Genomic DNA, 22,361 nt, shown 5'->3' with positions numbered 1-22,361 from the left:
AACCCTGACGCTCTCCGCAACGGCTTGCGGACACGCGATTCTGCCTAAAGACGGCTTTCCCGGGATTTCCATGCACCGTTACCGAACCCATACCTGCGGCGCGCTCCGCGACAGCCATATCGACCAGACCGTTCGCCTGTCCGGCTGGTGCCACCGCATTCGCGACCATGGCGGCGTGCTTTTCATCGATCTGCGCGACCATTACGGCCTTACCCAATGCGTTGCCGATCCGGATTCCCCGGCGTTCAAGGACGCCGAAAAGCTCCGCGCCGAATGGGTGGTGCGGATCGACGGCAAGGTCCGCCGCCGCCCTGAGGGCACCGACAATCCCGACCTGCCGACCGGCGCGGTCGAGGTGTTCGTGACCGAGATCGAAGTGCTCGGCCCGGCCGGCGAACTGCCGCTGCCGGTGTTCGGCGAGCAGGAATATCCGGAAGACGTGCGCCTGCGTTATCGCTTCCTCGACCTGCGCCGCGAGAAGCTGCACCAGAACATCATGACCCGCGGCGCGATCGTCGACTCGATGCGCCGGCGGATGAAGGAGCAGGGCTTCTTCGAGTTCCAGACCCCGATTCTGACGGCGTCGTCGCCGGAAGGCGCGCGCGACTTCCTGGTGCCGAGCCGCATCCATCCCGGCAAGTTCTACGCGCTGCCGCAGGCGCCGCAGCAGTACAAGCAGCTGCTGATGATGTCGGGCTTCGACCGTTACTTCCAGATCGCGCCGTGCTTCCGCGACGAAGATCCGCGCGCCGACCGCCTGCCGGGCGAGTTCTATCAGCTCGACGTCGAGATGAGCTTCGTCACCCAGGACGACATCTTCGCCGCGATGGAGCCGGTGATCACCGGCGTGTTCGAGGAATTCGCCAAGGGCAAGCGCGTCACCAAGGGCTGGCCGCGCATCGCGTTCGCCGACTCGATGCGGAAGTACGGCACCGACAAGCCGGACCTGCGCAACCCGATCGAGATGCAGGACGTCTCGGAGCACTTCCGCGGCTCCGGCTTCAAGGTGTTCGCGCGGATGCTCGAAGAGCAGCGCAACCAGGTCTGGGCGATCCCAGGTCCGGGCGGCGGCTCCCGCGCGTTCTGCGATCGCATGAACTCGTGGGCGCAGGGCGAAGGCCAGCCCGGCCTCGGCTACATCATGTGGCGAGAAGGCGGCGAGGGCGCCGGTCCTCTGGCGAACAACATCGGGCCGGAGCGCACCGAAGCGATCCGCGCCGCGCTCGGCCTGAAGGCCGGCGATGCCGCGTTCTTCGTGGCTGGTGATCCGTCGAAGTTCGTCAAATTCGCCGGGCTCGCGCGCACCAAGGTCGGCGAGGAATTGAACCTGATCGACAAGGATCAGTTCGCGCTCGCCTGGGTCGTCGACTTCCCGATGTACGAGTACAACGAGGACGACAAGAAGGTTGACTTCTCGCACAACCCGTTCTCGATGCCGCAGGGCGGCATGGAGGCGCTGACGTCGCAGGACCCGCTGACCATCAAGGCGTTCCAGTACGACATCACCTGCAACGGATACGAGATCGCCTCGGGCGGCATCCGCAACCATCGCCCCGAGGCGATGGTGAAGGCGTTCGAGATCGCCGGTTACGGGGAGCAGGAAGTGGTCGACCGGTTCGGCGGCATGTACCGCGCGTTCCAGTACGGCGCTCCGCCGCATGGCGGTATGGCGGCCGGTGTCGACCGCATCGTGATGCTGCTGTGCGGCACCACCAATCTGCGCGAAATCTCGCTGTTCCCGATGAACCAGCGTGCGGAAGACCTGCTGATGGGCGCGCCCTCGGAGGTCTCGCCCAAGCAACTTCGCGAACTGCACATCCGGCTCAATCTGCCCGACACTAAGTAAGCGTCGGGCAGCGAGTCGAAACTAACCACAATGGCGGGGGAACGTATGGCGTCGTATTCCGAAGATCTTCAGGCGGCAGCGCTCGGCTATCATCGCCGGCCGAAGCCCGGAAAGCTGGAGATTCAGGCATCGAAGCCACTCGCCAACCAGCGCGACCTCGCGCTGGCTTATTCTCCCGGCGTTGCCGCCGCCTGTAACGCGATCGCAGCCGATCCGGCGCAGGCCGCCGAACTCACCGTGCGAGCCAATCTGGTCGCCGTCGTCACCAACGGCACGGCGGTGCTCGGCCTCGGCAATATCGGGCCGCTCGCCGCCAAGCCGGTGATGGAAGGCAAGGCGGTTCTGTTCAAGAAGTTCGCCGGCATCGACGTGTTCGACATCGAGATCGCGGCCGAGACCGTCGAACGTGTGGTCGAAACCGTGGCGGCGCTGGAGCCGACCTTTGGCGGCATCAACCTCGAAGACATCAAGGGGCCGGAGTGCTTCGAGATCGAGGCGATGCTGAAGGACCGGATGAAGATCCCGGTGTTTCACGACGATCAGCACGGCACCGCGATCATCGTCGGCGCCGCGGTCAAGAACGCGCTGGCGCTGACCGGCAAGGATATTTCGAAGGTCAAGATCGTCGCCGCCGGAGCAGGCGCGGCCGCGCTCGCCTGCCTCAATCTGCTGGTGTCGCTCGGCGCGCAGCGCAAGAACATCTTCGTCTGCGACCTCGAAGGCCTGGTGTACGAAGGCCGCAATGTGCTGATGGACCGCTGGAAAGAGGTCTACGCGCAGAAAACCGACAAGCGGACGCTGGCCGAAGTCATCCCGGGCGCCGATATCTTCCTCGGCCTGTCCGGCCCGAACGTGCTGTCGCAGGACATGGTCAAGCAGATGGCGGAGCGGCCGCTGGTGATGGCGCTGGCCAATCCGACCCCCGAGATCATGCCGGAAGACGTGCGCAAGGTACGTCCCGACGCGATGATCTGCACCGGGCGCTCGGACTTCCCGAACCAGGTCAACAACGTCCTGTGCTTCCCCTATATCTTCCGCGGCGCGCTCGATGTCGGCGCCACCGCGATCAACGAGGCGATGAAGCACGCCGCCGTCGACGCCATCGCCCAGCTCGCGCGCGAAGCGCCGGCGGATCCGGTGTCGGTCGGCCTCGATAACGACGAAGCGTTCGGCTTCGGTCCGGGCTCGCTGATCCCGAGCCCGTTCGATCCGCGCCTGATCCTGCGGATCGCGCCGGCGGTGGCGATGGCCGCGATGGATTCCGGCGTCGCGACTCGTCCGATCACCTCGTTCGACGATTACTACGCGCAGCTCGAGCGGTTCGCCTTCCGCTCCGGCCTGGTGATGAAGCCGGTGTTCGCCAAGGCGAAGGGCCAGCCCGTCCGCGTCATCTACGCCGAGGGCGAAGACGAGAAGGTGCTGCACGCGGTGCAGACCATCCTCGAGGAGAAGCTGGCGCGGCCGATCCTGGTCGGCCGTCCGTCGGTGGTCGAGGCGCGGATCAAGCGCTCCGGCCTGTCGATCCGTCCCGGCGAGGACTTCGACCTCGTCAACCCGCAGGACGACCCGCGCTATCGCTCCTATGTGCAGTCCTATATCGACATCGCCGGCCGTGCCGGTGTGACGCCGGCAGCGGCGCGCACGGTGGTGCGGACCAACTCGACGGTGATCGCCGCGCTCGCGGTAGCACGCGGCGAGGCGGACGCGATGATCTGCGGCCTCGACGGCCGCTACATGAATCATCTGCGCCACGTTCGCGACGTGATCGGCCGGCGCCCCGGCGTGTCGGACTACGCCGCGCTGGCGCTGCTGATCACCAAGAAGGGCCCGATCTTCATCGCCGACACCCAGGTGCGGCCCAATCCGACCGCGGAAGAACTCGCCGAACTTGCGGCGCTCGCTGCGGTCCACGTGCAGCGCTTCAATATCAAGCCGAAGATCGCGTTCCTGTCGCATTCGGACTTCGGCAGCTTCCCGACCGACTCGTCGCTGAAGATGCGCCGCGCCACCGCGATCCTCGCCGAGAAGCATCCGGAGATCGAAGCCGACGGCGAGATGCAGGGCGACAGCGCGCTGTCGGAGACGTCGCGGCAGATGATCCTGCCGCATTCGCGGCTGACCGGCGTCGCCAACGTGCTGATCATGCCCAATCTCGATACCGCCAACGTCGCCTATCAGATGATCAAGGTGGTGGGCGAGGCGCTGCCTGTCGGCCCGATCCTGATCGGCCCGGCGCTGCCGGCGCACATCCTGACGCCGTCGGCGACAGCGCGCGGCATCCTCAACATGACCGCGGTGGCGGTGGTCGAGGCGCAGGAGCGGGCGGGCCGGCATCAGGGAACGCTGTTCGCCTGAGACAGCAGGTCAGGCCTGTCGTTTTTTGTTCGTTTGAAAACCCCATGCACCGCGCCCATACTGACGGCGCGGTGCGGCGCATTCGCCGCTGTCCATGGGGATGCATATGCCGGCCTTGATTGCACTCGGGCGCTTTCTGTTCTCCATCCTGTTCATCTACTCCGGCGCATCCAAACTGCTCGATCTGCCTGCGACCACCCAGGCGGCCGGCAAGTTCGTCGTGCCCGAGATGCTGGCCACCTATACGACGCAGCTCGAGCAGGCGGCCGGAATGCCATTCGCCCAGATGCTGGCGCTGGCGGCGGGCGGCATCGAACTGTTGTGCGGCTTGCTGATCGCGCTGAACTTCGGTGCGCGGTTCTGCGCGCTGGTGCTGATCGTGTTCGTAGCGATCGGGACCTATTACTTCCACGATTTCTGGAATCAGACGGGTGCGGATGCTCAGGCCAATCTGGCGGTCGCGCTGAAGAGCCTGTCGCTGATTGGCGGACTGCTGATCATTGCCGGGATCGGCAGGGGCGGCGCAGCGTCCGGCGGCGCCTGACCCTTAGCCGCGGCGCCAGGCGGTGACGCTGACCTCGTGGTCGGCGTCGAGGATCTGCCGGTCGGCCGGGTGCAGGCCGTGCGCCGACAGGATCTGCTCGGGCGTCCGCTCCGGCACGCCCGGGAAACACGGCTCGCCGCCGGGCAGCCGGGCCTGCGGAGCCTGCGACAGATAGAACGTGTCGTAGCGATCGAAGAACAGCGCGAACACCTCCGGCCCGCCGATGATCGCCGCTGTGCCGCTGGTCACGCCGGCGCGCACGCAGGCCTCCTCGAACGAAGCGCCCGCCGGATTCCACAGCAGCGCTTTCGGGTTCGACGGGGCCGGCGCCAGCCCGGAAACTTGCCGTGTGACGATCAGCCGGCGCCGCTGCGGCGAGTTGGGCTGGTCTTCGAACGAATTGCGGCCGTGGACGATCAGGTCGGCGCGGTCTAGCGCCGCGGCGAAGAAGGCCTGATCACCTTTGTACTTCAGAGCCTCGGGCATCAGCCGACTGGCGTCGGCGAGGTTGCCCTCGGCCGACACGATGACGTAGCCCTCGATCGTCAACGCCGGCGTTGCCGTCATTGGCGCTTTGCAATCCGCATCTGCAACGCGATGCGGCTTATTCGGAGATCGTCTGCACGACGGCGCTGACCGGCCGGGTGCTCACCGTCGGCAGCGGATTGCTCTTGGCGAGCTCCTCGTCGTACTGCGGCATCGTCTGCACCGGCGCCTTGGCGCGCATCTGCACCACCTTGTAGCCGCCGGCCTTCAGGCGCCGCAGCAGCTCCGGCAATGCCTCGGCGGTGCTCTTCTGGAAGTCGTGCATCAGGATGATGCCTTTGCCGAGCTTGTCCAGCTTGTTCATCACATTGTCGACGACCTGCTGCGGCTTGCGCACCTTGAAGTCGAACGAGTCGATGTCGCAGGAGAACATCGCGACATTGCGGGTGCCGAGATAGGTCACCAGCGCCGGCGGATGCTGCAGGGCCGGGAAGCGGAAGAACGGCGACGGTGCGGTGCCGATCGCCCACTTCACCGCGGCGAACCCCTTTTCGATCTCGTCCTTGGCCTGCTGTTCGGTCAACTTCTTGTTGGCGAGATTGGCGTGCGACCAGGTGTGCGAGCCTACGGTGTGGCCGGCGGCGGCGACCTGCTTGAGGATTTCGGGATGATAGGTGGCGTGCTTGCCGATCGGGAAGAAGATCCCCTTGGTGCACTGGTCGCCGAGCGCCTTCAGCACTGCCGGGGTGTTGACCGGCCAGGGGCCGTCGTCGAACGTCAGCACCACTTCCTTGTCACGCAGGAAGTCGAGTTGCTTGAAATGCTCGAAGCCGAAACCGGGGCCGCCGGTGGTGTCGATCTCGACGATGCGGCCGACGCCGAGCGCGTCCGGATTGGCGCAGACCGGCTTGGCCGCGGCCGCCGGTTGCGGGGCGGGCGCCGGAGCTGGGGTGGCCTGCGGAGCGGCGGGCGCGGGAGACTTCGGTGCCTGCGCGAAGGCCGCGGTCGTCCCGACTGACACCACACCTGCAACGATCAAAGCTGCTGCTATCCGCATGCCGAAGTCCTTCTGCCGTTTGGTCGTCCGAGCGAGCGCAGCCCGAGTCGGGCCGGCGCGCATCGCTACGCCAAGGTAGAGGCTCGCACCCAGCAGTGCCAACGGCTTTTTGCCACGGCCGCGGAGTTGCGCGCAGATTCGAGGCTCGGAAGATCAGCGCAGCCGAAGGATGAAGTCGGTGCCTTTCCCGGTCTCGCCGGCGGCGATGCCCTGGTCGGATACGATCAGCGAGCCGCCATTGGTCAGCGCCTCGGCGATCCGCTTCATCGCTTCCGGCGGGATGGTCAGCCGATCGAGCGCTTCGGCCGGGCTGTTGGTGTGAAGCGAAGCCTTCAACTCTTCCGTCAACGCCTTGTCGTGCCGACGAGATTTTCGTTGCACTTCAGGTTCCGCTTTAGCCGGGGCGTCGGGCAGCGACACCACCGACCAGCGCACGCTCTGATCCTTATCGAGCTCGGCGGTGAAGATATGGGTGCCCAGCGGACGGTCGCTGGCCGCAATAGTCACCGGCACGTCGAACAGCGGCGTCTGGTTCTGCCGGACGTACAGCTTGCCGTCCTTGCCGCTGACGAAGGCGGCAATCTGCTCCCTCGGATTCGGCGCAGGCAACGCCGGAGCGGCGGCGGTGTGCTCATCGCTCGTCGGAGCGTGCGACTGGTCCTTTGCGCCTTGCGACGCGGGGGCTTTGTCGTCGCTCGTTGCAGCCGATGCTTTGGGCTCGGCAGCAGGTGCGGCCTCGGCGGCCGCAGGCGCCTTGGCGTCGGCAGGCTTGTTGTCGGTCGGCTTGTCCTGAGTCTTGGCGGCATCGACGGTCCCGGTCGTCGCGGGAGCGGCGTCGTTTGTCTCGGGAGCTTTGCTTGATGAAGCGTCAGTCAGCGTCACCGTCGCAGCGGCCGCATCCGCCGTCCGGACCGGCGAGGCCGATGGCTTGTCGCTGCCGAGCGCCAGGCCGCGCCGCAGCTCGCCGGCGGAAAGCGCGGGCTCCGCAGGTTGGTCATTGACGGCCGCCTTGTCGGATTTGGTCGTCGTCGCGGGCTTCGGCGAATCCGACATCATCGGCTCGGGATCCGGCGCGACCTTCTTGGTGGCGAGCAGCGGATGAGAGAAGCTCACCGGCGTCACGTCGCCGGGCGCGACGATCACGCGGGCGCCCATCCGGGTCCAGCCCCACATCTTCACCGCGAACGTCATCGGCATCCGGATGCAGCCATGCGATGCCGGGTAACCGGGGAGGGCACCGGCGTGAAGCGCGATCCCCGACCAGGTAATGCGCTGCATGTAGGGCATCGGGGCGCCGCTGTAGATATTCGAGCGGTGATATTTGCTTTTCTGGATGACGCTGAACACGCCCATCGGGGTCGAGTGCCCACGCATCCCGGTCGACACCGGCGTTTCGGCAAACAGACCGTTGGCGTCGTAGACACGAAGCTTCTGCTGCTCGATCGAAACCGCGATCACCACCGGACCTTGCGGCTTGGTCGCCTGCTTCTCGATCTGCTTCTCGGCCTTGTGGTCGAGCTGAAGCCGTTTGCGCGGATGCTGATAGTGCCGCTTCGGCGCAGCCGGCGGCGGCTCGTCGTAAATCGGCACTTCGTCCGACCAGAACCAGGCCGGCGAGGCTTGCGCGGGTGCAGCCGCCATCGCAGTGGCCATGATGCCTGCGGCGAGCGTTGCCTGCGAAATGGTCAATCTCCCGGCACCGCTGCGCTTGCTGGTGCGGGAGTAACGCTCGTCGGTGAAATCGGCTTCGCATTGAAAGACGCGCACGCAGTTCTTCCCCGAATCTTGCCAGCAGGATTTTAGATTAGTCTCTCTGGCGCGAGATGCGTTCGCCTTCGGGGCGAACTGTCGCGCAAACCTGTTCGACCGTAACAAAAAAGCTTCACAGGAGGTTAAACGCGGCGGCGGGCAGGAGTTGCACCTTTCAAACCGGCGACGTGCTCACCAAATGCACAGAACCGTTTCTATGGAGATTTCGATGAACCGGCGTGCCTCTCAGTTTCGCCTCTCCCGCTTCAAATCCGCGACCCTGGCGCTGCTCGCGCTGGCTGTGACGGGCGCTTCCACCGCTGCCGTGGCCGCCGACGATCCGGATCTGATCTTCCGACGCTCGACGGTGTTCAAGCTGCTGAGCCCCAACGACAAGCTCGCCGTGTACGGCATCGACGATCCGGAGATCAAAGGCGTCGCCTGCCACTTCACGGTGCCGGAGCGCGGTGGGTTCAAGGGATGGCTTGGGTTGGCCGAGGAGGTCTCCGACATTTCGCTGGCGTGCCGCCAGGTCGGACCGATCCACTTCACCAAGAAGCTCGATCAGGGCGACGACATGTTCAGCCAGCGCCGCTCGATGTTCTTCAAGCGGATGCAGATCGTCCGCGGCTGCGACGCCAAGCGAAACGTGCTGGTTTACATGGTGTATTCGGACAGGCTGATCGAAGGCTCGCCGAAGAACTCGACGTCGTCGGTGCCGGTGATGCCGTGGGGCGGGGATACCGCGGTCGAGAAATGCGGGGACTTCATCAAGTAACGATCAAAATCAAGTAACGATCACATCGGCGCTTCGGCTGCAATCAACAGCGAAGCGCCGACGTGATCCAAGAGCTGCCGTTATCCAAGCGCCGCCGTTATCGTCGGCACTTGGAACTCATGGTGCCGGATCGTTGCACTTGGAACTCACGGGGCCTGGAATTCAGGCCGACTCCCGCTCGATTGACATGTGTTGCGCCGCCGCCGGCCGCGCAGGCGCGCAATAGCCCACCAAGCGCACCAGCCGCTGCGGCATCCCCTGCGTAGCCGCATGCCCAAACGGCCCCTGAAGGGCCATCTCTCCCAATGTCGAAACGCCTCTGCGGCTGCGCAGGGCGTCAGCGTTCAGAGTGTCCGGCCGGGGCGAGTGACGCCGCTCTGTGGAACGGTCGCTGCCAGTGCCGTCGCCGAGCGCATTACTGGCCATTTTTGTTTCCTCCATCATGCATTAACGCGCCCGATCCGTAATCGTTTCCGCACGCCGCCAAGCGACGCGTGGTCCGAACCGAAGCGGGCTTTTCGTGACGCAAACCGGATGAGCCGGCGCGGCGAGGGCGAGACCCGTTAATCTTTGGGTCTCCAACGTCCAGGTCTCTGCCACGGCCGCGGTGTAATGCACCGCAATGATCTGCACCCGACGTCACAGCGCGGCTCAAAGCTGGATCAAGCCTAGCTCCGCAACTAATCATTTTTAGGGCCGATCCAAGGAAATTACTAGCCTCAACTATCCATCGGCCAAAGTTGGTAATGGAGGGTGGATAGGCCCCTCGTCTTCGGTCCGTTGAATATAACGGGATGCATGCCCTACTAAGCGTCCATTGATGACGCGGTGATGTCACCGCCGCCCACCGGATGGATCAGCGCCAGCAACTTTAGTCGTGCATGGCCGCGTCCTGGGCCCAATCAGAGCGCACTGAAATCCCGATGGTTTTCTCCGAATTGTTTCGTCGGCCGAGGTCCGACGAAACAATTCGTGGGTGGGACGAAACCATTCGGCTGTGCGCTTGCAGCGGTCTGGAAACACAGCGTGGTTATCAACTGCTCAACGACAGCGGCGGCACGGCTGACGACTGGCAGGAGATCTCGGATGCGGACCTGGAGCCTTTTCCTTGCTCTCGCTTTGATAGCTAGCGGCGCCTCGACCGCAGGCTCATCGGAAGGGCGGCTGCCTGGTGCCGGGACCTTCGCCTATCTCGGCACGCCGGTCGCGCAAGTCGCTGCGGTGCACGATGGTGCAGCCCGGTGAGGCGGCAAGTCCGCCGAATGGAGTTGGAATTGCTCAAGATACTACGGATGGCTGCGCTGGTGGTCGGCTTCGGCCTGATGATCGGCGATGCGGCGCAGGCGCAGACCTATACACAGACCCGGTCCCTGTTCGGCGCCCTGGATGCCCGGATGGAGTTCATCCGCCAGTGCACCGCGCATATGACCGGTCGCTGGGCGCATCCCGATGCCGTATGCGGCTGCCTGCACGATCACGCCGCCGCCAAAGTGTCCGATAGCGACCTGCGTCAGGCGCTGCTGCGCGGCATCCGCGAAAGCGGCGTGCCGACCATCGATAACGATTGGGTGCCGCAGACCAAGCAGTCGCAGATCAGCGCCACTTTCACGCTGATCGCCAAGCCGGCCCTGCAGTGCATGTTCGATCCGGCCGACTAACTCATCTGCCTTCCGGACGAGAGCTGAGTCAGCGTCGCACGCGCTGGATGCATTTGACCGTCGCCACGACGCCCGAGGCCGACAGCGTCGATCCCGTGACTTCCTTGATCTGACCATTCGGACACGAGCCGTCGTCGACCAGGATCTTCTGGCCGAGCCGCAGTTCCGTGATGTCCTGTTCGCGGAAGACCTGCAGCTGTTGCGCGGCGACCGGCGTTGCAACGGCGAGAAGCGCTACCGCACCGAGCGCGATGATGGTCAGAGGCGAACGCTGGGGTTGTGAACGGAACATCGGATCTCCTGAACGGTGTCGCGGCATGAGGGCATGATTCGATTGCAGGGCCAAACTGCATGGAAAATCGGGCGATCTGTGGTTTGATCTGCGAGCCGGTGTCAGAGCAAACAAAAAGGAGCGCCCACCCGCATGAGCGATAACGATCTCCAGCGCCGCATTCTTGATGCCGTCGATGCCGGTTTCGACGCCCAACTCGCCACCACGCGCGACTTCGTTGCGATCCCCAGCACGCGCGGGGCCGAGGGCCCCTGCCAGGACATGATCGGCGATCTGCTCCGGCAGCGCGGCTATGAAGTCGACGACTGGCACATCGATCTCGATGATCTCAAGGATCTGCGCGGCTATGGTCCGATTGAGCACGATTTTTCGAAAGCGCGGACGGTGGTCGGAACCTACCGGCCGTCGACCAATGCCGGCCGATCGCTGATCCTGCAGGGACATTGCGACGTCGTGCCGGCCGGCCCGCTGGAGATGTGGGACACCCCGCCGTTTTCACCGGTGATCAAACAGGGGCGGATGTACGGTCGCGGCGCGTGTGACATGAAGTCCGGCACCATCGGTGCGTTGTATGCGCTGGATGCTATCAAGGCCGCAGGGCTGCGCCCGACCGGGCGGATCCACTTCCAGTCGGTGATCGAAGAGGAGAGCACCGGCGTTGGCGCGCTGTCGACGCTGCAGCGCGGCTATCGGGCCGATGCCTGTTTTATCCCCGAGCCGACCGGCGGCAAAATGGTGCGATCGCAGGTCGGGGTGATCTGGTTTCGGCTGAAGGTGCGCGGCTATCCGGTGCATGTCGCGACCGCCGGCACGGGTTCGAATGCGATCACCGCCGCCTATCATTTAATCGACGCGCTTGGAAAGCTCGAGGAAGAGTGGAATCGCCGCGCGGCCAGCGATCCGCATTTCAAGACGCTCGCGCATCCGATCAACTTCAATCCGGGCATCATCAAGGGCGGGGACTGGGCGTCCAGTGTGCCGGCGTGGTGCGACGTCGATTGCCGCATCGCAATCCTGCCGGGCTGGTCGGTTGCTGATCATCAGGCCGAGATCCTGGCCTGCGTCTCCGCAGCGGCGCGCGATCATCGCTTCCTGTCGAACAATCCGCCCCAGGTGGAGTGGTCGGGCTTTCTGTCGGAAGGCTATGAGCTGAAAAATGCGGCCGAGCCCGAAGCGGCGTTCGGCAAGGCGTATCAGGCCGTGTATGGCAGCGAGGTTGAGGATCTGGTGTTCACCGCGCTGACCGATACCCGGTTCTATGGCCTCAACTACAACATTCCGAGCCTGTGCTTCGGCGCGTCGGGCGAGGCGATGCACGGCTTCAACGAGTACATCGATCTGGAGTCGCTGCGGCAATCGACCAAGGCGACTGCGCTGTTCATTGCCGAATGGTGCGGCGTCGAGCCTGCCTGAGGCACAGCTCGCGCGCCGCCTCCATGACCTGACAGGTCATTGCGCCTGGGCGGACCGGCAGGCATCGGTCCGCCAGACACATCCAAATAAGCGACGGTAGGCAGCCCGCGCCGCCGTCGCCACATTGGCGGGCAGGGACGCGCAACGATGACGCCGCTGGAGAAGATCAATTCAATTCCGTTGCCGTTCGCGGCGCTGATGGGGCTGCGCTTCACCGAAGCCGAACCCGACCGTGTCGTCGCTACGCTGCTGGTGCGCGATGATCTCTGCACCGTCGGCGCGAGCATTCATGGCGGTGCTGTGATGGCGCTGGCCGACAGTGTCGGCGCGGCGGCGACCGTGATCAATCTGCCCGCCGATGCCAAGGGCACCACGACGCTGGAGAGCAAGACCAACTTCATCGGTCCGGCGAAGGCTGGCTCGACCGTGGTGGCGACTGCCACGCCGGTGCATCGCGGACGGCGGACCCAGGTGTGGCAGACCCGAATCGAGACCGAGGACGGCAAACTAGTGGCGGTGGTGACCCAGACGCAGATGGTGCTATGATAATGCTTTGACCCTCCGTAAGATTACGAGGGTGCGAGCCAAAACCGCTCCTCGAGCACCGTTTGCGCTGCCTCAAGCTTCCTTAAGCGGTTTAGTTTAGATAGGTTTTTGCGAAAGTTCGAAGGCTCTCGGCCGTTCTTTCCTAGGCGTCGCCTGCGAATGGGTCTTGAATATTATTGTGCAATGCACAATATGACTTCTGTCTAGGGAAGAGAACGCCTCCTTGAGGGTCATCCCGAGAGGAGAGAAGACTTATGCACGACGCTCTCATCGCCGATCTCACCGGCTCAAAAGGGACGATCCGATCCCTGATCAATCAAGAGCTGCCGCTGCTGCGGGATCACCTGTTGCGCCTCGACGCCGAAAGCCGGCGCGATCGCTTCAACGGCTTCGCCGACGAAGGCTTCATCGATCGCTACGCCATGAAGTGCGGCGGCGACGGCACCATTATTATCGCATTCTTTGCGGAAGACGGCTCCGTGCATGCGGCTGCTGAGCTGCATCAGCCCGATCTGCACATCGACTCGCTTCCCGAAATCGCCTTCAGCGTGGAAAGCCATCTGCGCCGCAAGGGCATCGGCAGCATTCTGTTCAAGCAGCTGATGGAGGTCGCACGCTCGCTCGGCTACGAGAAGCTGCGGATCACCACCGGCTCGCAGAACCAAGCGATGCGCGCGCTCGCTAACAAGTTCGGCGCGCACCTGACCTTCCGTCAGGGCGAGTCGACCGGCACGATCGATCTCCAGCACGAGGCTGACACGATCGCGCCCTCGCGCTCGATCGACATTCCGGGCGGCGCGGCCAATGCGCTGATCTCCTTCAATCAGGCGTGCTGGAACCTGTTTCTGAGAATGTCGGGCTTCAATCGCGCGGCCTGACGGTCCGAACGGCCTCAAAACAACAACGCCGCGCGCTGGTGAGCTCGCGGCGTTCTTTTTTGGAAGAGGTCTAGTTTTGGAAGAGTGGCTCGCTCGAAGAGGGGAGCGCGAAGGCGGTCAGATCCGCTTGTCGTTTCCGACGATTCGGCGCGACACCCGACGCTCGACCACCACAGAGCGCTGGAAGCCCTGTTCGCCGGTGATCACCCGCGACGTCCGTGCCGAGGCACGGGCCGACTTCCGAACTTCCTTCAGCACGGCTTCGATCGGCATCCCCATCAGGGACGCGGCAATTTCCGCCTGCGAGTCGACGTCGTCGGTGATGCCGGCCGCCGCAAAGATCGCTTCCTCAAGAGTCGGCGGGTCGCGTCGCACGCGCCGCACGCCGTATTTGGTATTCCAGTCTTCGCTCATCGACGGCCCCGGGTTGAGTGCGTTTACCTAGTGGAGCCGATGTTGCATTGCAATATTGAATATCGGCGACGCGAACCGGACCTTGGTCGAAGGTGGCCGACCACCGTTTGCGGCAGATCAAACAGGGAGCACATCATGGCAGCCCTGCGCCGAAGCGCAGGGCGCTGCGTACTGATTAGGCTCTGAAGATCGTGAATCCAAGAATCAGCAGCACGACGAAAATCACGACGAAGATGTAGAACAGAATCCGCGCGATGTCGGCAGACGCGGCGGAAATGCCGGTGAATCCGAAGATGCCGGCGATGATCGAAACTACCAGAAAGATCAGCGCCCATTTCAAAATCGTCATTACGTTGATCCTTGGCTGAGACTGCCGGTTTGAACGACGCGCAACCGCATTGGTTCCGCGATGCCTATGGCCTGATCCGGCGGCCGACGCAGGCGAAAGAGCGGGCCGCCGATGCCCATCCTGATGGCTGCGGCAAGTCGGTTTTCGGCGGCTCGCCCGTCTCCTCCACAGTCCTTTGTCGCCTCAGGTCAGTTTAAACCTGTGTGGGGATTGGCTAGATTGCGGCCGATCGAGGCTGCCCGCGGCGGCCGAAGGCTGCTTGCCGGGGCCCGGCGTGGCCTGCATGTTTGGGGATGAATGATGATGACGAGATCGTGGGCCGCCGGCGGATCGGCTGTCCTGCTCGCGCTGTTACTTGGGGGCGCGATCACCTCCGCACATGCGCAGTCGGCCGATCTGGTGTTGTGCGATCGGATTGCTGCTGATCCGGCAGATCCCGACAAGCCGGCCGATGTGAAAGGCGTGACCCAGATTGCGCCCGGCGACGTTGCTACCGCGATCAAATACTGCCGCGTCGCCTCCGCCGGATCGCGCCGGGCGATGTACGCGCTTGGCCGTGCCTATGCGACCGGCGGCCAGACCGCCGAGGCGCTGGCTGCTTACCGCAAGGCCGCGGACAAGGGCTCGAGCGCGGCCATGGTCGAACTCGGCGTTGCTTATGCGACTGGCGCCGGTCTGACAAAAGATGACGCCAAAGCTCGGCAGCTCCTGGAGCGTGCCGCGGCCGCCGGCAATCCGCGCGGCATCAGCAATCTCGCCGCGCTCGGCGGCGGGGCGTCGTCCGACCCCGTCAAAACCCGAGCCTTGCTTACCAAGGGCGCGGAGAGTAACGCCGAGGCCCAGTATCAGCTCGGCCTGATGCTCGCTGACGGCGTCGGAGGTCCGAAAGACGACGCTGGCGCGCGAGCTCTGTTTGAAAAGGCGGCGGGGCAGGGCCACCCCGGCGCCTTGATGCAGATGGGGGCGTTTGCCCAAGCGGGTCGAGGCGGCCCGAAGGACAGTGACGCTGCCAAGGCATACTACGAAAAGGCTGCCGCGCTCGGCAACGCAGACGCCAAGGCCGCGCTGAAGCGGAGCGATTGCCCCTATGTGCTTAAGGACAAGCGCGGAAACATGGTGACAAACCTATGCTTCTAGGCAATCGACGCAGCCACGCCTGACTGACTTCAACCGAATCAACACACACTCGACCACGTCCTGGAGCGTCGGCGCCGCGCGCCCCTGATCCAGGTCAATCAAAGGGCGTAGCCTTCATGCAACAGACGCGGGACCGATTTCGAGTGCTGCCCCGGGGGCATCGGCGCGTCGCGCCGGCTCATGGCCCGGCTGCGGCGCCCGCGCGGCGGATGCTGCGCTCGGCGTCCATTGCGTCCGCCCAGGCGGCCCGAGGATAGGCAATGAGCCAGCAGAAGAAGGGCATCGGCCTCCTGGTCAGTGCCATCGGAGTGGTGTTCGGCGACATCGGCACCAGCCCGCTCTACGCCCTGAAGGAAACCTTCGCCGGTCACCACCCGATTCCGGTGACGCCGGACAACATCTTCGGCGTGCTGTCGCTGGTGTTCTGGACCGTGATGCTGCTGGTGACGGTGAAGTACGTCATCGTCATCATGCGTGCCGACAACCACGGCGAGGGCGGCAGCCTCGCGTTGCTGGCGCTGGTGACCGAACTGACGCGCGGCCGGCGCGTGCATTATCCGCTGATGATGCTGGGCGTGATCGCCGCCGCGCTGTTCTACGGCGACAGCATGATTACGCCGGCGATCTCGGTGCTCAGCGCCGTGGAAGGCCTCGAAGTCGTCACGCCGGATCTCAAGGCCTATGTGGTGCCGATCACGGCGGTGGTGCTGACGTTGCTGTTCGCGATCCAGTCGCGCGGCACAGGTCTGGTCGGGCGGCTGTTCGGCCCCGTCATGTGCATGTGGTTCCTGACGCTGGCCTTGCTCGGCATCGCCAACATCGTGCATGCACCCGAAGTGCTCGAGGCGATCAGCCCGACCTTCGCGATCGAATTCGTATTCCGCCATCCGCTGATGAGCTTCTACGCACTCGGCTCGGTGGTGCTCGCCGTCACCGGCGGTGAGGCGCTGTACACAGACATGGGCCACTTCGGCCGCTTCCCGATCCGGCTGGCGTGGTTCGGCCTGGTACTGCCGGCGCTGCTGCTGAACTATTTCGGTCAGGGCGCGCTGCTGATCCACGATCCGAGCGCGATCCAGAACCCGTTCTTCCGGCTCGGGCCGGAATGGATGGTGGTGCCGATGGTCGCGCTCGCGACGCTCGCCACGGTGATCGCGTCGCAGGCGGTGATCTCCGGCGCCTACTCGGTGGCGCGGCAGGCGATCCAGCTCGGCCTGCTGCCGCGGATGACGATCGTCCACACTTCTGGCGAGGAGGCCGGCCAGATCTACGTGCCGTTCACCAACTGGACGCTGTACTTTGCGGTGATGGCGCTGGTGGTGGGCTTCCAGTCGTCGAGCAACCTCGCCGCGGCCTACGGCATCGCGGTGACCGGCACGATGATGATCGACACCATCCTGGTGTCGTTCGTCGCCGCATTGCTGTGGCGGTGGCACCCGGTCGTGGTCGCGGTGGTGATCGGCACGTTGCTGCTGCTCGACTTCGCGTTCTTCGCCGCCAACATCATCAAGGTCGCGCAGGGCGGCTGGTTCCCGCTGTTCATCGGCTTCATCTCGTTCACGGTGCTGACGACCTGGCGTCGTGGGCGGGCGCTGGTGCGTAAACAGCTGAAGAAGCAGGCGGTGCCGCTCGACGTGGTGTTGCGGGCACTGGGACCGAACGTGTCGCGGGCCCGTGGCACCGCGGTGTTTCTCACCGCCGCGACCGACGGCGTGCCGCCGGCGCTGCTGCACAATCTGAAGCACAATCAGACTGTCCATCAGCGCGTCATTCTGACCACGGTGAGTACCGCCGAAACGCCGTATGTGCCGGACAGCGAGCGCGTGCACATGACCGATATCGGCGACGGCTTCCATCGCCTGATCATCCGCTACGGCTTCATGCAGACGCCGGACGTGCCGGCTGCGCTGTCGCTGTGCAAACAGTTCGGACACGAGTTCAACATGATGTCGACCTCGTTCTTCCTGAGCCGCGAAACCTATGTGCCGAGCCTCAATCCAGGCATGGCGCTGTGGCGCGAGCGGCTCTTCACCTTCATGACGCTCAACGCGACGCGCGCGACGACCTTCTTCAAGATTCCGACCGACCGCGTGGTCGAACTCGGGACGCAGCTCGAGATTTGACGACGCCGATCAGGCAAGCCCAAGCGCGAAGGCGAGGGTGCCGACGGCGGCGTGGGACGCGATCAGCGGCCAGATGTTCAATGTGCGCCAGTACACGAAGCCCCACACCACGCCGAGCAGGAAGGTGTTGAGCAGCAGCGCTGGATCGCCGTAGCAAAGGTGGATCAGCGAGAACAGCGCTGCCGAATACAGCACGTAGGCCCAGCCGCCGTGCTGCATACGGTCGGTGATCAGCTTCGGAATCGAGCGGCACACGACTTCCTGGCACGGGCTCGACACCAGCACGTAGAACGGTGCGAAGCTGAGCCAGGCCGGTGGCTTGGCGTCGAAGCTGAACAGCCGGGTCTGTAGCAACATGATCCCTGAGATCAGGCTGGTGACCGCGATCGCCCCAAGCCAGTGCCGCCATTGATGCGGCCGGCCGAAGCCAAGCTCGGTGAACGAAAAGCCGGCCCATAGGCACAGCCCGATACACAGCGCCGACACCACGATCAGCGCGCCCATCCGGTATTCGAACGGCAGCAGCCCGAACTGGATCGCGAGCCCAGGGGCGGCCAGCATCAGCGTCAGTCCGGCGAGCGGAGCGAAGCGGAGAGCCGGATGCGGTGCGGCCGATGACCGTTGTGCGGGAACTCGTCGTAAAAACGTCATAGGACCCATAATCCGGTATTGGCCGGTGGGTTCCAGTACGGACGGCTCCGAGGGTCAGCGGCGGGCGCCGGCACCGACGCTGATGCCGCCACCGAGTTTGACGCAGGTGGAGCTGCCTTCGACCTGCACGAAACCGGGACCGAATGCCGCACATGGATTGCGCCCTGATCCGACAGGGCGCGCCGCCAAGCTACTGGTCTCGTTCCGCACGGCCGGAGCCGCAGGCTTGCGCGGTTCTGCTCCGGCAGCGACCGGGAGCAGGACGGCGAGGGCGATCAGCATCCATTTCATCGGTGCTGCTGTAACGCTTCGGTGGCGATCTGGCCAGCCGCGGCAATTGTGGAGCCGGGTGGGCTTGCCCAAAAGCCGCCGCAATCGCAACGCCGTGCTGGGCCGTGGACGGACCAGGGCTGCGGCAGCCGGCGCGCTTGACGGCGGAGGACGGCTCCGGTCTGACGATCATCGCCGCGGGCGGCGGCCAGCCGCGTGTGGTACGGGGCAAGGGACGGGGATTTCGATGAGAACGATCATGGTACTTGCCGCGCTGCTCGTGTCGAGCGCGGCGTTTGCGCAGAGCAACGCACCGGCCGCAAGCAATGCGACGGCCGCCACCAATGGGACGCCGATGGTCGGCGATCAGCCGCTGGTGCAGATCAAGCCGAAGGGTCACAAGGCTGCCAAGAACACGGCGGCGAAGCCCTCGGTCGCAGATCAGATGAAGGCTTGCCTCGAGATCGAGGACGCCACCAAGGAGCGGCTCGAATGCTTCGACGCTATCTACCCGCCGAAGCCGAAAGCGACCAAGGCGGGCGCTAAAGCCAAGCCTGCCAAGGCTGCGGCGGATTGTCGCCTGCTTAAGGAAGAGGACGAGCGGCTCGCCTGCTACAACGGCTTCGCCGACAAGCCGGCGGCAAAGCCGAAGACCTAATACCACTTGGGCGGGGCGGGCTCAGCCATTGAGCCCGGCCAGCGCGCTCTCCGGATAGCGCGCGCCCACGGCAGCGCCGGCCGGTAACGCGTCGCGGATGGCCGCAAGATCATCCGCGCTCAGCGACACCTCGGACGCGCCGAGGTTCTCATCCAGCGTCGCAATCCGCCGTGTTCCCGGGATCGGAATGATCCGATCGCTCTGGTGCAGTAGCCACGCGATCGCAAGCTGCGCCGGCGTACAGCCTTTTGTGGCCGCGAGCTGCCGGATCTTGTCCACCAGCTTTAGATTGGCATCGAGATTGTCGCCGACGAACCGCGGCGAGCGGCGGCGGTAGTCGTTGGCTTCGAAGCTGTCGGAACTGTTGATCGCACCGGTCAGCATGCCCCGGCCGAGCGGCGAATAGGCCACGAATGCAATGCCGAGCTCGTTGCACGCCGGCAGCACTTCGGCTTCCGGATCGCGGGTCCACAGGCTGTACTCGCTCTGCACCGCCGCGATTGGATGCACCGCATGTGCCCGGCGCAGCGTCGTGGCCGAGCATTCCGAGATCCCGAGTGCGCGGACTTTGCCGGCTGTCACCAGCCGCGCCATCGTGCCGATGGTCTCCTCTATCGGCCGGTTGGTGTCGATGCGGTGCACGTAATACAGGTCGATCGTCTCGACGCCGAGCCGCTTCAACGAGGCATCGCAAGCCTGCACGATGTATTCCGGCGAGTTATCGATCGTGCGCTCCAGCACATTGTCCTGACGGACGATGCCGAATTTGCTGGCGATGCGCACGTCCGGATGCGCGCGCAGAAACGAGGACAGTAACTGCTCATTGTGACCGCGGCCGTACATGTCGGCTGTGTCATACAGCGTTACGCCGTTCGCATAGGCGTGCTCCAGCGTGCGCAGCGACGAGGCGTCGTCCGAGGAGCCGTAGAATTCCGGCGACATCCCCATGCAGCCGAGCCCGATCTCACCGACGCTGATCCCGCTGCTCCCGAGAACTCGCTGCTTCATGGCCGTGACTCCAACTTCAATGAACTGCACAATATGACGCCGCAACATGTCACGGCGGCGACAGGCCGCGCATTGAATTGGCGCAAACGAAGCTCGTGATGAGGCTGGTGAGTAGCTACCGCGGGCACCGCGGTCAGGCCGCAGCGGAGTCCTTTGCCAGCGGCGCAATGCGCGGGCAGCAGGATGGTTCGATATCGCCGTCGGCCCAGGCGCAGCCGCCGCCGGCGCGTTTGGCGACATACAGCGCGCGGTCGACGCGCTCGAGCAATTGCGCGGTGTTGCCTCCGGTCAGCGCGGCGTGACTGACGGCGATGCCGGCGCTGGCGCCGATACACACCGGCAGGTCGGCCAGCAGATACGGCATCGACAGGTCAAACACTGCTTTGCGCGCCAGCGCGAGCGCTTCGTCGCGGCCCTGTTCGGCACTGGTGACCGGTTTCAGCAGCATGAACTCGTCGCCGCCGAACCGTGCGGCGATGCCGTCGGCGCCGACGCAAGTGGTCAGCCGCTCGGCGACCTGGCGAAGCAGATCATCGCCGGTGTGGTGACCGTGTCGATCGTTGATCGGCTTAAAGCCATCGAGATCGATCGCCACCACGGTGAAGTTGCCCGCCATGTCCGACAGCGCCTGCAGGAAGCCGGCGCGGTTCGGCAGGTCGGTGAGGAAGTCATGCGTGGCCTGCCGCGCCAGCCGGTGCTTGGCCTCGAGACGCTCGGTGAAGGCGGCGCTGAGATGCTTCGAGGCTTCGCGCAGCGTCAGCCAGAACAGCACCAGCATGCCGGCGCCGATCTTGTACGCGAGTTCAGGACGCATCAGGCCGGCGATCATGGTGGGCATCAGCAGAGCCGCTGCAGCGGTGAGGATGATCCACGGGCGGATCGCGGCGCGCGACACCATGCCGACGCAATACGACATCGACAAGCCGAATGCGATCCACGCGCCGGGGGCATCGCCGAGCTGCAGCGCCCGGAACGATAGCGCGCCGAGTGCTAAGCCGAAAGCGGTGGCGCCGGCGCCGTACAGACGTTCCCAGCGCACTACATCGGCGTCGGTGAACCGCGCCGCGCGCGCCTTGTACCGCATCAACGAGAATACCCGCGCGGTAGCGGTGACCAGAATGAAAAACGTAATCACCGCATAGCCCGGATCGTCTCCGAGCAGGGTGAGTGCCAACGCGCCCGTCACCGATGTCACGCCGATTGCCATCACCTGCGGCAGCGAGGTGTAGAGCAATTCGACCAGCTCGCGGCGGATCCGCGGGTCGGGATGCAGGAAGCGGGACAACACCGGAAAGCGCATGCATGCAACATCGCCGGCAGTTCCTAATAAGCGATAGCAACTGCGCGCAACGTTGGTACTTGGGTGGCTGTATCGTTAACGAAACGTTTGCGGTGAGCGCTAACGTGCGTCACGCCCACCGGGCAGAGGCGCTACACGGGTGGCCAGTTTCGGAGGGCGATGTCGGCGAGCTTGTGCAGCTGCTCGCTTGGGGCGCCGCTAGCCGCCTGCACCGCCATGCCCTGCAGGATCGCCGACACGTAGCGGGCCAGGTCGCCGGCGTCGGCTTGCGCCGGTAGGTCACCTTCGGTGATCGCCCGGTCCAGGCGAAGTCGCAGATCGTCCTCGGTCTTGGCGCGGCGAGCAGCCAGTTCCTGCTTGATGGTCTCGGCTGCCTCGCCGCAACACAGCGCGCCCTGTACCGCCAGACAGCCGGGGTTGCTCGGGTCGGTCATCGCATCGACCGCGCCGTGAAGGATGTGCTCGACCACCTCGCGCGCGGTCGGCTTCTGCAGGCCGGCCTGGTAGTAGCCGCCGGGCCCGTCGACGTAGCGGTCCAGCGCCTTGCGGAACAGCTCTTCCTTGTTGCCGAACGCCGCATACAGGCTCGGCTTGGTGATACCCATCGCCTCGGTGAGGTCCGCCATCGAGGTGCCTTCGTACCCCTTGCGCCAGAACACATGCAAAGCGAGGTCGAGCGCTGCATCGACATCGAATTCGCGGGGGCGGCCCATGGCCATGGCTGGATCTCCAGAGATTTCTACCAACCGGTAGATAAGTCTCTTGACAGTGGATGTCGATAGTCCATCTATACCGTACGGTATTGATGTGCGATGCAGCGTAGGCCGATCGTGATCTGGCCAAACTGCG

The 22,361-nt window shown here is 64.6% G+C and carries 21 protein-coding genes; 11 read left to right on the top strand and 10 right to left on the bottom strand.

The window, feature by feature from the left end; all coding sequences use genetic code 11:
• Window positions 1–70: 70 nt before the first annotated feature.
• From aspS to HZF03_RS15295, 3 genes are all read left to right on the top strand, one after another.
• Window positions 71–1,846 carry an aspartate--tRNA ligase gene (gene aspS / locus HZF03_RS15305; RefSeq protein ID WP_011158589.1) on the top strand — a complete coding sequence of 592 codons (1,776 nt, stop codon included), beginning with the start codon at window positions 71–73 and terminating at the stop codon, window positions 1,844–1,846.
• Window positions 1,847–1,891: 45 nt separating this feature from the next.
• Window positions 1,892–4,201 carry an NADP-dependent malic enzyme gene (locus HZF03_RS15300; protein WP_012496509.1) on the top strand — a complete coding sequence of 770 codons (2,310 nt, stop codon included), beginning with the start codon at window positions 1,892–1,894 and terminating at the stop codon, window positions 4,199–4,201.
• Window positions 4,202–4,307: 106 nt separating this feature from the next.
• Complete coding sequence (locus tag HZF03_RS15295) at window positions 4,308–4,745, top strand: DoxX family protein (RefSeq protein WP_119018239.1); 438 nt, start codon at window positions 4,308–4,310, stop codon at window positions 4,743–4,745.
• Window positions 4,746–4,748: 3 nt separating this feature from the next.
• Here HZF03_RS15295 and HZF03_RS15290 read toward each other — a convergent pair whose 3' ends face one another.
• From HZF03_RS15290 to HZF03_RS15280, 3 genes are all read right to left on the bottom strand, one after another.
• Window positions 4,749–5,312: a dihydrofolate reductase family protein gene (locus HZF03_RS15290; protein WP_119018213.1), complete on the bottom strand. Its 564-nt coding sequence runs from the start codon at window positions 5,310–5,312 to the stop codon at window positions 4,749–4,751.
• A 37-nt stretch (window positions 5,313–5,349) separates the two neighbouring features.
• Complete coding sequence (locus tag HZF03_RS15285) at window positions 5,350–6,288, bottom strand: polysaccharide deacetylase family protein (RefSeq protein WP_011158585.1); 939 nt, start codon at window positions 6,286–6,288, stop codon at window positions 5,350–5,352.
• 153 nt (window positions 6,289–6,441) lie between these two features.
• Complete coding sequence (locus HZF03_RS15280; RefSeq protein ID WP_119018214.1) at window positions 6,442–8,055, bottom strand: L,D-transpeptidase; 1,614 nt, start codon at window positions 8,053–8,055, stop codon at window positions 6,442–6,444.
• A 211-nt stretch (window positions 8,056–8,266) separates the two neighbouring features.
• Between HZF03_RS15280 and HZF03_RS15275 the strand changes: the two genes are divergently transcribed.
• Together HZF03_RS15275 and HZF03_RS15270 are read left to right on the top strand one after the other, a co-directional pair.
• Window positions 8,267–8,815 carry a CreA family protein gene (locus HZF03_RS15275; protein WP_012496505.1) on the top strand — a complete coding sequence of 183 codons (549 nt, stop codon included), beginning with the start codon at window positions 8,267–8,269 and terminating at the stop codon, window positions 8,813–8,815.
• 1,262 nt (window positions 8,816–10,077) lie between these two features.
• Window positions 10,078–10,473 carry a hypothetical protein gene (locus HZF03_RS15270; RefSeq protein ID WP_119018216.1) on the top strand — a complete coding sequence of 132 codons (396 nt, stop codon included), beginning with the start codon at window positions 10,078–10,080 and terminating at the stop codon, window positions 10,471–10,473.
• 28 nt (window positions 10,474–10,501) lie between these two features.
• On the opposite strand, the gene HZF03_RS15265 is transcribed toward HZF03_RS15270, so the two are convergent.
• Window positions 10,502–10,765: a DUF6719 family protein gene (locus tag HZF03_RS15265; protein WP_011158580.1), complete on the bottom strand. Its 264-nt coding sequence runs from the start codon at window positions 10,763–10,765 to the stop codon at window positions 10,502–10,504.
• A 132-nt stretch (window positions 10,766–10,897) separates the two neighbouring features.
• Between HZF03_RS15265 and HZF03_RS15260 the strand changes: the two genes are divergently transcribed.
• The 3 genes from HZF03_RS15260 to HZF03_RS15250 all read left to right on the top strand — a co-directional run bounded on the left by HZF03_RS15260 (window position 10,898) and on the right by HZF03_RS15250 (window position 13,602).
• Complete coding sequence (locus HZF03_RS15260) at window positions 10,898–12,178, top strand: ArgE/DapE family deacylase (RefSeq protein WP_011158579.1); 1,281 nt, start codon at window positions 10,898–10,900, stop codon at window positions 12,176–12,178.
• Window positions 12,179–12,325: 147 nt separating this feature from the next.
• Window positions 12,326–12,724 carry a PaaI family thioesterase gene (locus HZF03_RS15255; RefSeq protein WP_011158578.1) on the top strand — a complete coding sequence of 133 codons (399 nt, stop codon included), beginning with the start codon at window positions 12,326–12,328 and terminating at the stop codon, window positions 12,722–12,724.
• A 254-nt stretch (window positions 12,725–12,978) separates the two neighbouring features.
• On the top strand, window positions 12,979–13,602 hold the full coding sequence (locus HZF03_RS15250; protein ID WP_011158577.1) for a GNAT family N-acetyltransferase: 624 nt from the start codon (window positions 12,979–12,981) through the stop codon (window positions 13,600–13,602).
• 117 nt (window positions 13,603–13,719) lie between these two features.
• Here the strand turns inward: HZF03_RS15250 and HZF03_RS15245 are convergent, their stop codons facing one another.
• Both HZF03_RS15245 and HZF03_RS15240 read right to left on the bottom strand, forming a co-directional pair.
• Window positions 13,720–14,016 (bottom strand): hypothetical protein, encoded by a 297-nt coding sequence (locus HZF03_RS15245; RefSeq protein ID WP_011158576.1) that lies wholly within the window; start codon window positions 14,014–14,016, stop codon window positions 13,720–13,722.
• Between the two features lie 175 nt (window positions 14,017–14,191).
• Window positions 14,192–14,365, bottom strand: coding sequence for a DUF1328 domain-containing protein (locus tag HZF03_RS15240; protein ID WP_107344910.1), 174 nt, complete (start codon window positions 14,363–14,365; stop codon window positions 14,192–14,194).
• A 300-nt stretch (window positions 14,366–14,665) separates the two neighbouring features.
• Between HZF03_RS15240 and HZF03_RS15235 the strand changes: the two genes are divergently transcribed.
• Complete coding sequence (locus tag HZF03_RS15235) at window positions 14,666–15,502, top strand: tetratricopeptide repeat protein (protein ID WP_119018241.1); 837 nt, start codon at window positions 14,666–14,668, stop codon at window positions 15,500–15,502.
• Window positions 15,503–15,762: 260 nt separating this feature from the next.
• Window positions 15,763–17,625 (top strand): potassium transporter Kup, encoded by a 1,863-nt coding sequence (locus HZF03_RS15230; RefSeq protein WP_011158573.1) that lies wholly within the window; start codon window positions 15,763–15,765, stop codon window positions 17,623–17,625.
• Between the two features lie 9 nt (window positions 17,626–17,634).
• Here the strand turns inward: HZF03_RS15230 and HZF03_RS15225 are convergent, their stop codons facing one another.
• The gene (locus HZF03_RS15225; protein ID WP_011158572.1) at window positions 17,635–18,285 is read right to left on the bottom strand and encodes a CPBP family intramembrane glutamic endopeptidase; all 651 of its coding nucleotides are present in this window, start codon (window positions 18,283–18,285) and stop codon (window positions 17,635–17,637) included.
• Window positions 18,286–18,793: 508 nt separating this feature from the next.
• Between HZF03_RS15225 and HZF03_RS15220 the strand changes: the two genes are divergently transcribed.
• The gene (locus HZF03_RS15220) at window positions 18,794–19,204 is read left to right on the top strand and encodes a hypothetical protein (protein ID WP_119018217.1); all 411 of its coding nucleotides are present in this window, start codon (window positions 18,794–18,796) and stop codon (window positions 19,202–19,204) included.
• Window positions 19,205–19,225: 21 nt separating this feature from the next.
• On the opposite strand, the gene HZF03_RS15215 is transcribed toward HZF03_RS15220, so the two are convergent.
• The 3 genes from HZF03_RS15215 to HZF03_RS15205 form a co-directional block, all read right to left on the bottom strand.
• Window positions 19,226–20,212, bottom strand: coding sequence for an aldo/keto reductase (locus HZF03_RS15215; RefSeq protein WP_119018218.1), 987 nt, complete (start codon window positions 20,210–20,212; stop codon window positions 19,226–19,228).
• Between the two features lie 133 nt (window positions 20,213–20,345).
• Window positions 20,346–21,512, bottom strand: a complete 1,167-nt coding sequence (locus HZF03_RS15210) for a GGDEF domain-containing protein (RefSeq protein ID WP_119018219.1) — start codon at window positions 21,510–21,512, stop codon at window positions 20,346–20,348.
• Window positions 21,513–21,643: 131 nt separating this feature from the next.
• A complete protein-coding gene (locus HZF03_RS15205; RefSeq protein WP_104511639.1) occupies window positions 21,644–22,231 on the bottom strand; it encodes a TetR/AcrR family transcriptional regulator in 588 nt (195 codons plus the stop codon).
• Window positions 22,232–22,361: the final 130 nt, after the last annotated feature.

Origin of the sequence: Rhodopseudomonas palustris, from assembly GCF_013415845.1 — a bacterium.
Lineage (GTDB): Bacteria > Pseudomonadota > Alphaproteobacteria > Rhizobiales > Xanthobacteraceae > Rhodopseudomonas > Rhodopseudomonas palustris_F.
Note: the sequence above shows the minus strand (reverse complement) of the source record. Positions and strands in the feature narration are given on the sequence as shown.